Origin of the sequence: Nocardia sp. NPDC059195 (assembly GCF_042754695.1) — a bacterium.
GTDB lineage: Bacteria > Actinomycetota > Actinomycetes > Mycobacteriales > Mycobacteriaceae > Nocardia.
Map to the genome: position 1 here is coordinate 222,248 of NZ_JBHZBG010000006.1, position 13,545 is coordinate 235,792.

The following is a 13,545-nucleotide window of genomic DNA, read 5'->3' on the forward strand; positions in this document are numbered from 1 at the left end:
GGCCGCGTCCTCGCCGATCGACCAAGTGGTAGCAAGCGCGCTGGTTCAATGGCCGATATGGATCTGATCCGCCACCTCCGGTTCTTCGTCTCTGTCGCGGACGAGGGCCACTTCGGGCGGGCAGCAGCGGCGCTCGACATGACCCAACCTCCTTTGTCGCAGGGATTGCGCCGCCTCGAACAGCATCTCGACATCGAACTCATCCGCCGCACCAGCCACGGCGCACTGCTCACCACCGCGGGCAGGCAATTGTTGCCGCGTGCCCGGCTGCTCGTCGACGACGCCGATCGGTTGCTCGCCGAATCACAGCGGATCGCGCAGCTCAGCGGCACCGTGCGGTTCGCGGCGACAACCGCGCTGCCCGATCGGCTGGTCACCGCGTGTGTCACGGGCCTGCGCGCCGCGGGTGGCAGCGTGGCGACGACGCTGGGCACGACCGTCGATCTCGTCGCCGAGGTGCGGGCGGGTGTGTGCGATGTGGCGGTGGTCGAACATCCGGCGCTGGTCGACGGTGTCGAGGCCGGACCGGTGGTGAAGTTACCGCGCTGGTTGGTGGTGCCCGCCGAGCACCGCACCACCACCGCCGAGCGCCCGACCTTCCCGATGCTCGCCGGGCTGAATTTCGCACATCCGCCGCGCGCCGCGAACCCGCCTGCCTTCGACAGCATCATCGATCTGCTGCGGGAACGTGGACTGGACGCGCCACCGCTCGCAGCTCCCGATGATCGGGCGGTGCTGGCCGCCGTCGCCGCGGGCACCAGCTTCGGTGTCAGCGCTACACCGCCGACCCCGACGCCGGGGGTGGCCTGGCTGACGTTGGCGCCGCAGTCGATCGCAGTGCGGGTCAGGGTGATTCGCCGGGCCGATGCCGGCGCCCATGCCGAGGCGTTGGATCGGGTGCTCTACCGGGAGCGGCTGCGATGAGCAGGTTCGACGCGGCTGAGGCGATCGGTCCGCCCGATGCGAGCTGGGATGGTTATGGCGAGGGCGGTTGCCGCGTGCCAGGCGTCGCTGAATCGGCGACCGCCAGGATTCGCGCGGTGTTCGCCGACGCGGGCTGTGCCGGTTGGTTACACGCCCGGCGCTGCGACGGATCCCCCGGCGAGGTCTCTGTCGGTGGGCGCGACCGCGTGGTGATCGCTTCGGTCTACAAACTGCTGTTGCTGGCGGCCTTCCTGCGGCAGGTCGACCACGGCCGGATCGACCCGGCAGGCCGTCTCACCATCAACCCCGCGGACTGCACTCCGGGCCCCACCGGCATTGCGGCACTGCGTGATCCGGTCACGCTGAGCCGCCGCGATCTGGCTACGTCGATGATGACGGTGTCCGACAATGCCGCCGCCGACGTGTTGCTCGGCGAGGTCGGCCTCGCCGCGGTGGTGGAGCTCGTGCACGAACTCGACCTGACTGATACCCGCATCGTCGGCGGCACGGCCGACCAGCACCGCAGCCTGGTGCGCGATACCGATACCCACAGCACCGCAGAGGCTTTCGCGGCATTGGCCGACAATGACGAGGCGTGGACGGTTTCCGCCTACGACCCGTCCTTCGCCAGCGCGACCACGCCCGAAGAGATGACCCGGTTTCTGTGGAAGCTGTGGTCGGGCGACATGTTGTCCACGGCGAGCATCGAATTCGCGCGCACGGTGATGAGCAAGCAGATCTGGCCGCACCGCATCGCCGCCGGATTCCCCCATCGCGGGGTGCTCGTCGCGGGAAAGACCGGCACCATCGGGGTGATCCGCAACGAAGTCGCCGTCATCGAGTTCCCCGGCGAAACGCCGGTAGCGGTAGCGGTTTTCACCCGCGCCGCCCGCGCCGACCCGATGCTGCCGGTGGTCGACGCCGCGATCGGTGAAGCGGCACGGATCGCCGTCACCGAACTGCGCCGCCCGCACTGAGGCGACCACTACGGCACCACCATGGCTAGCATCGTCGTTTGTGGGTGGAGATTCTTCCGGCTTCGGCCGAGTGCAGAAAATCGGGATCGCGGCGGGGGCGCTGGGTGTAGTGCTGGCGGTGGCGACTCCGCTGCTGCCGGTGCAGCAGCAGCGCGCGAGCCTGGATTGGCCGCAGCCGCAGTCGATGCAACTCAGCGCGCCGCTCGTGGACTACGTGCCGCTGTCACTCGAACTGAGCATTCCGTGTACCGCGTTGCGCGAGATGACCGGCGGGACCGTGCTGTCCACAGTTCCCGCCCAGGCGCCGCGAGCCGGGTCGAAGGGGTTGGTCGCGCGAATCGAGGACCGGCCGGGAGCTGGGCGGACGTTGTCTGTGGTCCTGCGCGACAAGCTGCTTTTGAGCGCGTCGATCGCGGATATCGCAGGAGGCGATCCAGCGAACGCGGGCGCGCCCGGCTCCGCGGCCGAGAGCCAGGCAGGCACACAACCCCCGCCCACCGGGACAAACCAACCTGCGGGGGCTACCGGCGCCCAACCTCCCAGCAGCACTCCACCTAGCAGTGCACCGCCCCTCGGCAGCACCCCACCGATTGGTGCTCCCGCTGATGGAAGCACCGATCCGGGCGGTCGTCTTCCTGCCGGGAACCCGTCCCCCAGCGGTGACGGGTCACCGCCCAGCGTGCCCACTTCAGGGGTACCCGGTACCGGCCAGCCGCCAGGGTCGCCACCGCCCGGCAGCGCTCCCCCTTCAGGAGCGGTTTCGCCGAACGGACCAAGCGCACCGCCTTCGACTACGAAGCCGCCGGCCGGTCCGGCGGGTGGGCCCGGTGTGCCGGGAGACGCTGCGAATGCGCGGGATGCTCGATGCGGTGCGTTGACGGTGGTTTCCACGGCGGCGAGCACGACCGCCGAGCTCACCGGCATGGCTCGGGCAGACGGGTCGCCGATGAAGACGACCGTCGACGCTGATGTGCGGCCGCAGCTGGTCGGGGTCTTCACCGAATTGGATCGTGGACGGATGGGGGACGCGCGGCTGCATGCCGAGATCGATGCGCGGTTCTCGTCGAGTCCGAGTGGCTGGAAGCTGGCGGCGATCATCGGGGCGGTGCTGTGTGCACTGCTCGCGTTGATCTGCTTGCACCGCGGCGATATTCGCGACGGCCGTCGTACGCGTCGCATCCTGCCCGCACGCTGGTGGCGATTCACCGGTCTCGACGCGGTGGTCGCGGCCACCCTGGTCGGGTGGCATGTGATCGGCGCCAACAGTTCTGACGACGGCTACATCCTGACGATGGCGCGCGCGTCGAAGGAAGCGGGCTACACCGCCAATTACTACCGGTGGTTCCAGGTCGCCGAGGCCCCGTTCGGGTGGCCCTACGAGGTGCTCGCCCAGATGACCCGGGTCAGCGAGGCCGGGCTGTGGATGCGGTTGCCCGCGTTGCTCGCCGGGTTCGTCTGCTGGCTGGTGCTCAGCCGGGAAGTGTTGCCGCGCCTGGGTTCCGGCGTGAGTTCGAGCGTAGTGGCGCGCTGGACAGCGGCGCTGGTTTTCCTGTCGATCTGGCTCCCCTACAACAACGGCTTGCGCCCCGAACCCCTGATCGCGGTCGGCGCGGTCCTCACCTGGTGCTCGATGGAACGGGCGATCGCTACCCGCCGCCTTCTGCCCGCCGCCGTCGCGGTGCTGATCGCCGCATTCTCCCTCGCGGCGGGCCCCACCGGATTGATCTGCGTGGCAGCACTTTTGGCTGGTTCGAGACCGGTAATCCGGACGATCATCGCCCGTGCCACGCCGGACTCGGGCACCGTCGCGGTCGCCCGGTCCGCTCCGAGCACGGTCGCGATCACTCTCGGAGCCACCTTCCTCCGGTACAGCGCACTGGTAGCCCCGATCCTCGCCGCGGGCACCCTCGTGCTGGTCGTCGTGTTCGCCGACCAAACCTTCTCGACCGTCCTCGAAGCCACCCGCGTGCGCCAGCTCGTCGGCCCCGACATGTCCTGGTTCGAGGAACGCACCCGCTGGGATTCCCTGCTGTCGGTCAACCCCGACGGTTCCCTGGCCCGCCGCTTCGGCATCCTCGCCATGCTCTTGTGCCTCGCCGTCGGCATCGTCGCGACCCTGCGCCGCGGCCGCGTCCCCGCGACCGCCCGTGGCCCGGTCACTCGAATCCTCGCTGTCGTCTTCATGGCCCTGCTGCTGATGATGTTCACCCCCACCAAGTGGACCCACCACTTCGGCATCTACGCGGGCCTGGCAGCCGCCCTCGCCGCGATCACCGCGGTGGCCTTGGTCCGCGTCGGACAGAACTTTCTCCGAACCCTGTTCGCCGCCGCCGTCCTGTTCCTGCTCGCCGTGAGCTTCACCGGCTCCAACGGCTGGTGGTACGTCTCCGGCTACGGAGTCCCCTGGCCCGATCGCGCACCCGCTCTCGGCGGCATCGAGGTATCGACCTTCTTCCTCACCGCTACGGCCGCGGCCCTCGTCACCGCCCTGTGCCAGTACTACCGTGCGCCGTTCGCACCGGCCAACGGTGACGTTGACCGTGCTGACGTCGGCCGCGAGTCCGAGGTAGGTGCCGGCAGTGGCCGCGTTGTCGATCGTGGCCGCGTGCGCGCTGTTGCCGGTCATGTCGGCAGTGGACGAACTCGCCGAGCTCCCGCGGTCGCGCCGCTGACCGTTGCCGCGGCAGCCATGGTGTTGTTCGAAGTGGGATCGCTTGCCTCGGCGGCAATTTCGCAATACCCGGCCTACTCGGTCGGGCTGTCGAATCTGCGCGCGCTGGCGGGGAACCAGTGCGCGATGGCCGATGACGTGCTCGTCGAGACCAACACCGCGGACTCGCTGCTCACCCCGTACAGCGGCACCGCCGCCGACGGGCTGGCCGCCGAGAACACCGGCTTCACCCCGAACGGCATCGGCAGCCTCGCTCCCGATCCCGGACCCGGCCAATCCTCTGCCCCGCCTTCAGGTTCGGGCCCTGGCCCCGGGGGCAGCGGACCCGGCGGCAGTGGTCCCGGCGGTTCCGGCCCGGGTGGCGGCGCACCCGGCGGGGGCGGACCCGGCGGGGGCGGCCCGGGTGCCAGCGCATCCGGCAGCTCAGGCCCCGGCGGCGCAAGTCCTGGCGGCTCAACACCTGGTGGAGGCGCTGTTCCGGGCACGAACGGGACGCCGGGTGGTGGGGCGAACGGCTCCGCACCAGGCAGTTCCACCGGGGCACCGCCGAACGGTCCGAATGCGGGACCGCCGGGAGCACCTGGCTCGTCCGGGCCCGCGGTGACCGGCGTGAACGGGAGCACAGTCGCATTGCCGTTCGGGCTCGCTCCGGAGCGCACACCGGTACTCGGTAGCTACTCGACTGGCGAACCGCAACGCACCCAGTTGACTACACAGTGGTATCGGATGGATCTTGCTGCCGCACAGCAGAATCCGGCGTACCGAGTGTTGATCCTGACAGTGGCCGGGCGAATCGAGTCCACCGCACCCGATGGCTCACGCATGCCAGGCCAGCGATTGCGGGTGGAGTTCGCTCGTCGTGCTGAGGACGGAACCACCACCGCCCTAGGCGATGTGATCCCGCCAACGGTTGGTGGTGCTCCGGGCTGGCGGAATCTCCCGGTCGCGCTGGATCGAATTCCCGCAGGCACCACAGCCATTCGACTGGTCGTCGACGCCGCGGAGCCCGACCCCATGCAGTGGCTCGCGATCACCCCGCCGCGCCTGCCGAAACTGTCGAGCCTGAACACCGTCGTCGGCAGCTCCGACCCGGTCCTCGCGGATTGGCATGTGGGACTGGCATTCCCGTGCCAGCGCCCGTTCGACCACCGCGACGGCGTCGCCGAGATGCCGATCTGGCGAATCCAGCCCGACAAGCTCAACGCCCAGGTCTCCGAGACCTGGCAGGGCGACACCGGCGGCGGCCCCCTCGGCTGGACCGGCCTGCTCATGCAGTCACGCACCATCCCCGCCTACCTGGCCGACGACTGGACCCGCGACTGGGGCGAACTCCAACGCCTCACCCGCACGGTCGCCGCGCCACCGGCGGACATCGACGTCCACACCGAAACCCGCTGGGGCCTGACGAACGAAACCCCGATCAAAACCAGCTGACCTCCGACAAACACGAAACCGCCGCCACCCGAATAGGGGTGGCGGCGGTTTCGGTGGTGACAGCGGCTACTTCGGCGGTTCGCCACCGGCGGGCGGTCCACCGGCCGGTGGTCCTCCGGCGGGCGGTGCACCACCGCTGGGCGGGGTCGCGCCCGCAGGCAAGGGCTTGCCGATATTGCGTGCCATGTCCGGCATCAGGCGGATGGCGACCTGTTCCCAGGTGCCCCAGTTGTGGATGCCGATGTCGGGGAAGTCGTAGCTGACATTCTCGTAACCCAGTGCGGTCACCCGCTTTTCGAAGGAGCGGGTGTTGGCGAGGGCGATCGCTTCCAGTGGCATGCCCTGGGTGATCGCGTCGATCGAGGACAGATCCTGATCGGCGGGCTTGGCGCTGCCCGCGGAGACGTAGAGGCGGGTGTTGTTGGCGATCAGCTTCTCGACGAAACCGTAGGGGTCCATCCGGCGCCACTTCTCGCTGCCCGCGGGCGCCATCGCCTCGATGTTGTACCCACCGCTGGCGATCATCGCCCCGCCGAGTGCCTCACGCATGCCGGGCATCGACATGTGCAGGTAGCCCGACAGCGAGCCCGCGTAGGTGAACTGCTCCGGGTAGTAGGCCGCCATCAACATCGCCGCGCTACCACCGCTGGACAGACCGACCACACCGTTGCGGGTGGAGCTGAAGCCCAGCCGGGACTTCATGGCGTCCGGGAGGGTCTTGGTGATGAAGGTTTCCCACTTGTAGGTGTTGGTCTTGCCCTGGGTGTCTTCCCAGCCGCCGATCGCCGAACCGGAGTCCGCGCTCGGCAGCAGCGACCCGTCGGGATTGATGCCGCCGAAGCTGCTCGGCTGCTCCCAGTCGGCGTAGAAGCTGGACTGACCACCCACCGGCATCACGACGTTGATGTTGAACTTCGCCATCTGCGCCGGGATGGTGGTGTGCTTCTCCCAGCCGTTCAGGTCGTCCTCGGCCCGTTCGCCGTCGAGCAGGTAGACCACCCGATCGGTGTTACCGTCGGCCGCGCGGATGATCCTGGTGTTGATCTCACCCATCGACGTATCAACCCGGAAGTCGATCGCGGACGGGTCGGCATCGGCTGCCGCGGGTGCGACCGACGCGCCGAAGGGCAGCACCGCCACCACCGCACCTGCCATGACCCGCCGAAAAAGAATATTTACCCCACGCATGATCGGTGTACTGACCTTCCCGTTTACGCGGCCGCGCCGCTTCCCCACTCGACCCGCCACGGTACGAAACCTGCGTGCGGGGCCCTGCCGGGCAGCATAGCGCGCCCGGCGACCCCCGGGAATATCGAATTGCGCAGTGGGGCAGCCCGCTTCGCGCGTGCGTACGGTTCCGCGGATTCTCGGCGAGGGAGCGCCCGGGCGGAGCGCTACCCTGGGAGGTCGATTCGTGGCCGTGCCCGGCCGCCCTGCCCCAGAACGGGACCGTCGTGAAGCTCGCCGTACGCCTGATGATGTTGCTGCTGGTCCTCGCCCTGCTGTTCGGGGTGCCCTGGTGGATGTTGATCTCGGCGCCGACCGGTGGCAGCGGCACGCTGTTCTGGATCGGGACGGCGATCTGTGTGGCCGCCCTCGGGTGCCTACCGCTCACCATGTTCCTCGGGCACGGGCCCGCGCAGTCCGATCCGGCGGTGATCGTCGGCGACACCCTGCTCGGGGTGCTGTGGGTGGTGTTCTCCTGGTCGGTGATCGGGGTGTTCGCGCGCGGAGCACTGTCCGTGGCCGGTGTCGACGGCGCGCTCGCCGCGCGGTTCGTCGCGGTCGGCGTGCTGGTGATCGCGGCGGCGCTGGTCGCCTGGGGCGTCTACGAGGCGCGGCGGGTGCCACGGGTGCGCACCGTGGACGTGGCGATCCGTGGACTGGCCGACGGGCTCGACGGGTTGCGCGTCGTGGTCGTCACCGATACCCACTACGCCGCGCTCGACCGGCAACGGTGGTCGGAGCGCGTGGTCGAGGTGGTCAACGCGCAGCAGCCCGATATCGCGTGCCATGCGGGAGATCTGGCCGACGGATCGGTGGCGAAGCGGCACGCCCAGGTCGACCCGCTGGCCGAGGTGAAGGCGCCACTCGGCCGGTTCTACATCACCGGCAACCACGAGTACTTCGGCGACGCGCAGGGCTGGATCGACCACATGGCCTCGATCGGCTGGGAGCCGCTGCACAACCAGCACCGGGTCGTCACCCGCGACGGCGACCAGCTCGTCGTCGCCGGTATCGACGACCCGACCGGCAAGGGCCTGCCCGGCCACGGCCCCGACCTGCCCGCCGCCCTGAGCGGCGCCCCCGATGTGCCGGTGGTGCTGCTGGCCCACCAGCCCAAACAGATCGCCGACAGCGCCGCGGCAGGCGTCGCGCTACAGATCTCGGGTCACACCCATGGTGGGCAGATCTGGCCGTTCCACTATCTCGTCCGGCTCGACCAGCCGGTGGTCGCGGGCCTGAGCAGGCACGCGAACAACACCCAGCTCTACACCAGCCGCGGCACCGGCTTCTGGGGTCCGCAACTCCGGGTGTTCGCACCCAGCGAGATCACCGTGCTGGTGCTGCATCCGCACCGTTGATCCGCGTGACTTCACCCAGCGAGTCGCCCACATGGCTGGGTGAATCGCACGAGATCAGCGGTGGGGCTGGGTGACCTCCGACGGCAACGGGCCACTCATCACGACACTCGAACCGGTCCACGAGTAGGTGATCGTCGCGGGTCCGCCCTGGGGTGCGGCGAAGGGCTCGTCCGCGGCCAGCCACCGGTACTCGACGGTGACGGCGGTGCTGCTCGACCCCACCACGGTGGTGAAGGCATACGGCTCGGAAGTGCCTGTGCCCAAGTATTTTCCGTCATGGAAGAACAGCACGTGAATCGGTGCGCCCGCCGAGTTGCCGCCGATGGCGCGCACCCACAGCAGTTCCCCGCAGTTACCCGGCTGATCGGCCGAGGCCTGCCCGGCGACCCAGCTTCCGGTGAGGCTCGCCAGGGCATTCTGCACGCCGGTGGAGGACGTATCGATGCAGCGACCGGGTCCGCTGATGTTGTTGCCGGGGGCGGGAGAGGTGGTGTCGGGCACCGGAATGATCGTGGGCGGCGGTGTGACCGGCGGCGTTTCGGGCTCCGGCGCGATGGTGGCGCCGGGCTGGGGTGCGGCGGTCTCCTCGGGCGCGGTCGGCCCCGGCGCCTGGGTACCCGGCGCGGGCTTTGCCGACGAGGCTGCCGTCGAGTGGGAGGTCGAAGTGGTTGTCCCTGAACCACTCTCGCCAGTGCAGCCTGCGACCAGCGCCGCGGCGACGGCGATCAGCGCACCCATCCGAACTGCGTTCTTCATGGTTCCTCGATTCTGTGTCCCCTACGCGCTGTAGCGCGCGTATATGCACACTTCATCGGGGCCCTCGGCACGGTCGTTAGGCGGTTCAACGCAATCCTCACCCTAGGGTGCGACATCCGCACCCTGAGGCCTGGAGCTGGTCGTCGCGGCGCCAGGCGAAAACCGCTGGCGGGGCGTGACAGGATCAGCAAGTGCTCTTGACGATCTCTACGACTCACACGCCGGCGACAGACCTCGGTTACCTCGTGGTCAAACATCCCGACCGCGTGCAGTCGTTCACGACCACCGGCGGCACGGCACACGTCTTCTATCCACAGGCCGATGTCGACCGCTGCACGGTCGCGCTGCTGCTCGATGTAGACCCGGTCGAGTTGGCGCGACCGACCAAGGGGCACAACGGATCCGCGCTCGGACGCTATGTGAACGACCGGCCGTATGTGGCGTCGAGCCTGCTGTCGGTGGCGTTGGGCAAGGTGTTCCGGTCGGCGCTGAACGGGACCAGCCGCGACCGTGCCGAGCTGGCGGAGACGGCGATTCCGTTGGAGATCGAGGTGCCCGCCGTACCCTGCCGAGGCGGGACAGAGATCGTCGAAAGGCTGTTCGCGCCGCTGGGCTGGACGGTGTCGACGACGACGGTGCCGCTCGATCCGCAGTTCCCGGAATGGGGCCCTTCGCCCTACACCCACCTACGCTTGACCGGGACGCTGCGGCTCGCGGAGGCGCTGAATCACCTGTACGTGCTGTTGCCGGTGTTCGATGACGCCAAGCACTATTGGGTGGACGCCGACGAGGTCGACAAACTGTTGCGCGCGGGCGAGGGCTGGCTCGGTGCCCATCCCGACCGCGAGATGATCGCGCGACGCTATCTGACCGGACGCCGAACCCTGATGCTGTCCGCGCTGGAACGTTTGCGTTCGGTGGACGAGCCGCTCGATGAGGCCGAGATCCCCGGGGACGCGATCGACCGCGTCGAAGCCGCCGAGCGCCGCACGCCGCTCGTGAAGCTCCGCAAGGAAGCGGTGCTCGCCGCGCTGGCCGAGACCGGCGCATCGCGGGTGCTCGATCTCGGTTGTGGCCCAGGCGCTTTGCTCCTCGCGCTGCAAGCCGATGCCCGGTTCACCGACATCGTCGGCGCCGATGTCTCGAGCGCGGCGCTGTCGATGGCGGAGCGGCGCTTGAAATTCGATCGGATGTCGGACCGGCAGCGGGCCAGGATCACGCTGATCCAGTCGGCCCTGACCTACCACGACAACCGGCTGCGCGGCTACGACGCGGCGGTGCTCATGGAGGTGATCGAACACGTCGACGAGTCCAGACTGCCCGCGCTCGAACGCGCCGTCTTCGGGCATGCCGCACCTGGCGCGGTGATCGTGACGACGCCGAATGTGGAATACAACGTGCACTACGAAACCCTCGACGGTCACCGCCACGATGATCACCGATTCGAGTGGACCCGTGCGGAATTCGCCGCGTGGTGCGCCCGCGTCGCCGAGACGTTCGGCTACACCGTCGACATCCGCCCGGTCGGCGACCACGACCCACGAACCGGCTCCCCCACCCAGCTCGCGCTCTTCCGGAAGGTCACGGCGCCGCTACCCGACCCTGCGCGGTCGCCCTCCACCACCCCCTCCGGGCCCGATCGTCAAGGCGCGCTATGAACATCGACCTCCCCGAACTGTCGCTCATCGCCCTCATCGGCATCTCCGGCTCCGGCAAATCCACCTTCGCCCGCGAGCACTTCAAGCCCACCGAGGTGCTGTCGTCGGACTTCTTCCGTGGCTTGGTCGCCGACGACGAGAACGATCAGTCCGCGACGAAGGACGCCTTCGACGCGCTCGGTCACATCGCCGGGATCCGGCTGCGCGCCGGTCGCCGGGTGGTCATCGACGCCACCAATGTGCAGAAGCACGCGCGGGCCGAATTGGTCTCGCTGGCACGGTCTTTCGATGTGCTGCCGGTCGCGATCGTCATCGATACGCCCGAAGCTGTCGCGTGGGAACGCACTCAGGGCCGCACCGATCGCACCTTCGGGCGCAATGTGCTGAAGCGGCAGAGTCAGGACCTGCGGCGTTCGCTGCGCGAGCTCGGCCGTGAGGGTTTTCGCAAGGTGCACGTCGTCAGCGATCCGGCGGACGTGACGATCGCCTACGAGAAGGCGTGGAACGACCGGCGTGAACTCACCGGGCCGTTCGACATCATCGGCGATGTGCACGGCTGCCAAGCCGAATTGGAAACGCTGCTGGGCGAACTCGGATGGGCGCTGGTTCGCGACGAAGCGGGTCGACCGGTCGATGCCACGCACCCGGAGGGTCGTCAGGCGGTCTTCGTCGGTGACCTGGTCGACCGTGGGCCCGATTCACCAGGGGTGCTGCGATTGGTGATGGGGATGACCGCGAACGGCCATGCGCTGTGCGTGCCGGGTAATCACGAGCAGAAGTTGCTCAAGAAGCTGCGTGGTAAGAACGTCACGGTGTCGCACGGGTTGGCCGAGACACTCGAGCAATTGGACAGTGAGACACCGGAATTCGTTTCAGCCGCCGCGCAGTGGATCCACGACTTGGTGAGTCACCTGCGATTGGACGGCGGGCGCCTCGTCGTGGCGCACGCCGGGCTCAAAGAGGAGTACCACGGTCGGGCCTCCGGACGGGTGCGCGACTTCTGCCTGTACGGCGAATCAACCGGAGAGACAGACGAATACGGCTTGCCGGTGCGCTATCCGTGGGCCAGGGATTATCGCGGCGCGGCGACGGTTGTCTACGGGCACGTTCCGACACCGAAGGTGGAGTGGATCAACAACACCGTCTGCCTCGACACCGGCGCGGTCTTCGGCGGCGAGCTGACGGCGATGCGCTACCCAGAGAAGACGTTCGTCGCGGTGCAGGCCGAGCGGATGTACTACGAGCCGATCCGGCCGCTCGCCGACGCCGAATCCGCGCGCGACAACGAGACTCTCGACCTCGCCGATGTCACCGGGCGCAGACACATCCGTACCGATCACGGCACGGTGATCGTCGATGCCGAGAACTCCGCGGCCGCACTGGAAGTGATGAGCCGGTTCGCGATCGACCCTCGGCTGCTGCTGTGGTTGCCGCCGACCATGTCCCCGCCGTCGACCTCGACCGTCGAGGGTTATCTCGAGTACCCCACGGAAGCGTTCGCCGACTATCGCGCGGCAGGCGTGGACAAGGTGGTGTGCGAGGAGAAGCACATGGGGTCGCGGGCCGTGGTGCTCGTGTGCCGTGACCGGGCAGCGGCCCGGTTCGGGGTCGGCGACGGGTGCTCCGGTGCGATCTACACCCGCACCGGCCGGTCGTTCTTCAACGATCCGTCCCTCACCGAGACCCTCCTGGAACGCGTACGTGCCGCAGCCGCACCGCTTTTCGACGAGCTCGGCTCGGACTGGCTGCTCTTGGATTGCGAGCTGCTGCCCTGGTCGGCCAAGGCAGCCGGGCTGATCCGCACCCAGTACGCGGCTGCCGGCGCCGCCGCGCGCTCCGCACTTCCGTCCGCCGTCGCGGCACTCGACGCCGGACTGGCCCGCGGGCTCGACCTCGGCGAACTGCGCGACCGCACCGCCGCCAGAGCCGAGAACGCGGCCGCCTTCACCACCGCATACCGTCAATACTGCTGGCCGACAACAGGACTCGACGGCATCCAGATCGCCCCGTTCGCCCTCCTGGCCTCCGAAGGTGCCACCTACGCCGACCGCGACCACGGCTGGCACCTCGACATCAGCCACCGATTGGTAGCGGCTGACCCCGCGACCTTCCGTCCCACCGGCCGCCGCATCGTCGATCTGTCCGACCCCGCCGCCGAAGCCGAGGCAACCACCTGGTGGCTCGAGATGACCGAGGCAGGCGGCGAAGGCATGGTCATCAAGCCCTACGCCGGCCTGGCCCACCGCACCAAAGGCAAACTCGCCCAACCGGGCATCAAATGCCGAGGCCGCGAATACCTCCGCATCATCTACGGCCCCGACTACACCACCCCGCAGAACCTCACTCGCCTCCGAGACCGCACCCTCAGCCGCAAACGCACCCTCGCCCTCCGCGAACACACCCTCGGCCTGGCAGCCCTGGACGCCGTCGCGACCGGCGAGCCGCTGTGGCGTGTCCACGAGTTGGTTTTCGCGATCCTCGCCATGGAATCCGTACCCACCGACCCTCGCCTCTGACCACCGGAGCCGCGGTGCGGTCCG

At 68.7% G+C, this 13,545-nt stretch carries 8 protein-coding genes and 1 pseudogene; 7 read left to right on the forward strand and 2 right to left on the reverse strand.

The annotated features are described in order from the left end of the window. Positions 1-48: 48 nt before the first annotated feature. The 4 genes and pseudogenes from ACFXKN_RS11365 to ACFXKN_RS11380 all read left to right on the forward strand — a co-directional run bounded on the left by ACFXKN_RS11365 (position 49) and on the right by ACFXKN_RS11380 (position 6,006). Positions 49-924 (forward strand): LysR family transcriptional regulator, encoded by an 876-nt coding sequence (locus ACFXKN_RS11365; protein WP_378953170.1) that lies wholly within the window; start codon positions 49-51, stop codon positions 922-924. Then, positions 921-1,901, forward strand: coding sequence for a serine hydrolase (locus tag ACFXKN_RS11370; protein ID WP_378953168.1), 981 nt, complete (start codon positions 921-923; stop codon positions 1,899-1,901). Before ACFXKN_RS11365 ends, ACFXKN_RS11370 begins: the two co-directional genes overlap by 4 nt. 139 nt (positions 1,902-2,040) lie before the next feature. Continuing rightward, positions 2,041-2,319, forward strand: a pseudogene (locus ACFXKN_RS11375) (hypothetical protein); the annotation flags it as partial. 411 nt (positions 2,320-2,730) lie between these two features. Beyond that, positions 2,731-6,006, forward strand: a complete 3,276-nt coding sequence (locus ACFXKN_RS11380; RefSeq protein ID WP_379432934.1) for an arabinosyltransferase domain-containing protein — start codon at positions 2,731-2,733, stop codon at positions 6,004-6,006. Positions 6,007-6,072: 66 nt separating this feature from the next. Here ACFXKN_RS11380 and ACFXKN_RS11385 read toward each other — a convergent pair whose 3' ends face one another. After that, positions 6,073-7,161, reverse strand: coding sequence for an alpha/beta hydrolase (locus ACFXKN_RS11385; RefSeq protein ID WP_378953166.1), 1,089 nt, complete (start codon positions 7,159-7,161; stop codon positions 6,073-6,075). Positions 7,162-7,460: 299 nt separating this feature from the next. On the opposite strand from ACFXKN_RS11385, the gene ACFXKN_RS11390 reads away from it, so the two are divergent. Continuing rightward, positions 7,461-8,591, forward strand: coding sequence for a metallophosphoesterase (locus ACFXKN_RS11390; RefSeq protein ID WP_378953164.1), 1,131 nt, complete (start codon positions 7,461-7,463; stop codon positions 8,589-8,591). Between the two features lie 54 nt (positions 8,592-8,645). Here the strand turns inward: ACFXKN_RS11390 and ACFXKN_RS11395 are convergent, their stop codons facing one another. Further along, positions 8,646-9,347 carry an LppP/LprE family lipoprotein gene (locus ACFXKN_RS11395; protein ID WP_378953162.1) on the reverse strand — a complete coding sequence of 234 codons (702 nt, stop codon included), beginning with the start codon at positions 9,345-9,347 and terminating at the stop codon, positions 8,646-8,648. A 191-nt stretch (positions 9,348-9,538) separates the two neighbouring features. On the opposite strand from ACFXKN_RS11395, the gene ACFXKN_RS11400 reads away from it, so the two are divergent. Together ACFXKN_RS11400 and ACFXKN_RS11405 are read left to right on the forward strand one after the other, a co-directional pair. After that, positions 9,539-11,005, forward strand: a complete 1,467-nt coding sequence (locus ACFXKN_RS11400; protein WP_378953160.1) for a 3' terminal RNA ribose 2'-O-methyltransferase Hen1 — start codon at positions 9,539-9,541, stop codon at positions 11,003-11,005. After that, positions 11,002-13,521, forward strand: a complete 2,520-nt coding sequence (locus tag ACFXKN_RS11405; protein ID WP_378953157.1) for a polynucleotide kinase-phosphatase — start codon at positions 11,002-11,004, stop codon at positions 13,519-13,521. The genes ACFXKN_RS11400 and ACFXKN_RS11405 overlap by 4 nt, the downstream gene beginning before the upstream one ends. Positions 13,522-13,545 lie beyond the last annotated feature (24 nt).

Coding starts and splice junctions, on each gene's coding strand:
- ACFXKN_RS11365 (WP_378953170.1), top strand. CDS start 49: ATGGCCGATATGGATCTGATCCGCCACCTCCGGTTCTTCGTCTCTGTC.
- ACFXKN_RS11370 (WP_378953168.1), top strand. CDS start 921: ATGAGCAGGTTCGACGCGGCTGAGGCGATCGGTCCGCCCGATGCGAGC.
- ACFXKN_RS11385 (WP_378953166.1), bottom strand. CDS start 7,161: ATGGCAGGTGCGGTGGTGGCGGTGCTGCCCTTCGGCGCGTCGGTCGCA.
- ACFXKN_RS11395 (WP_378953162.1), bottom strand. CDS start 9,347: ATGAAGAACGCAGTTCGGATGGGTGCGCTGATCGCCGTCGCCGCGGCG.
- ACFXKN_RS11405 (WP_378953157.1), top strand. CDS start 11,002: ATGAACATCGACCTCCCCGAACTGTCGCTCATCGCCCTCATCGGCATC.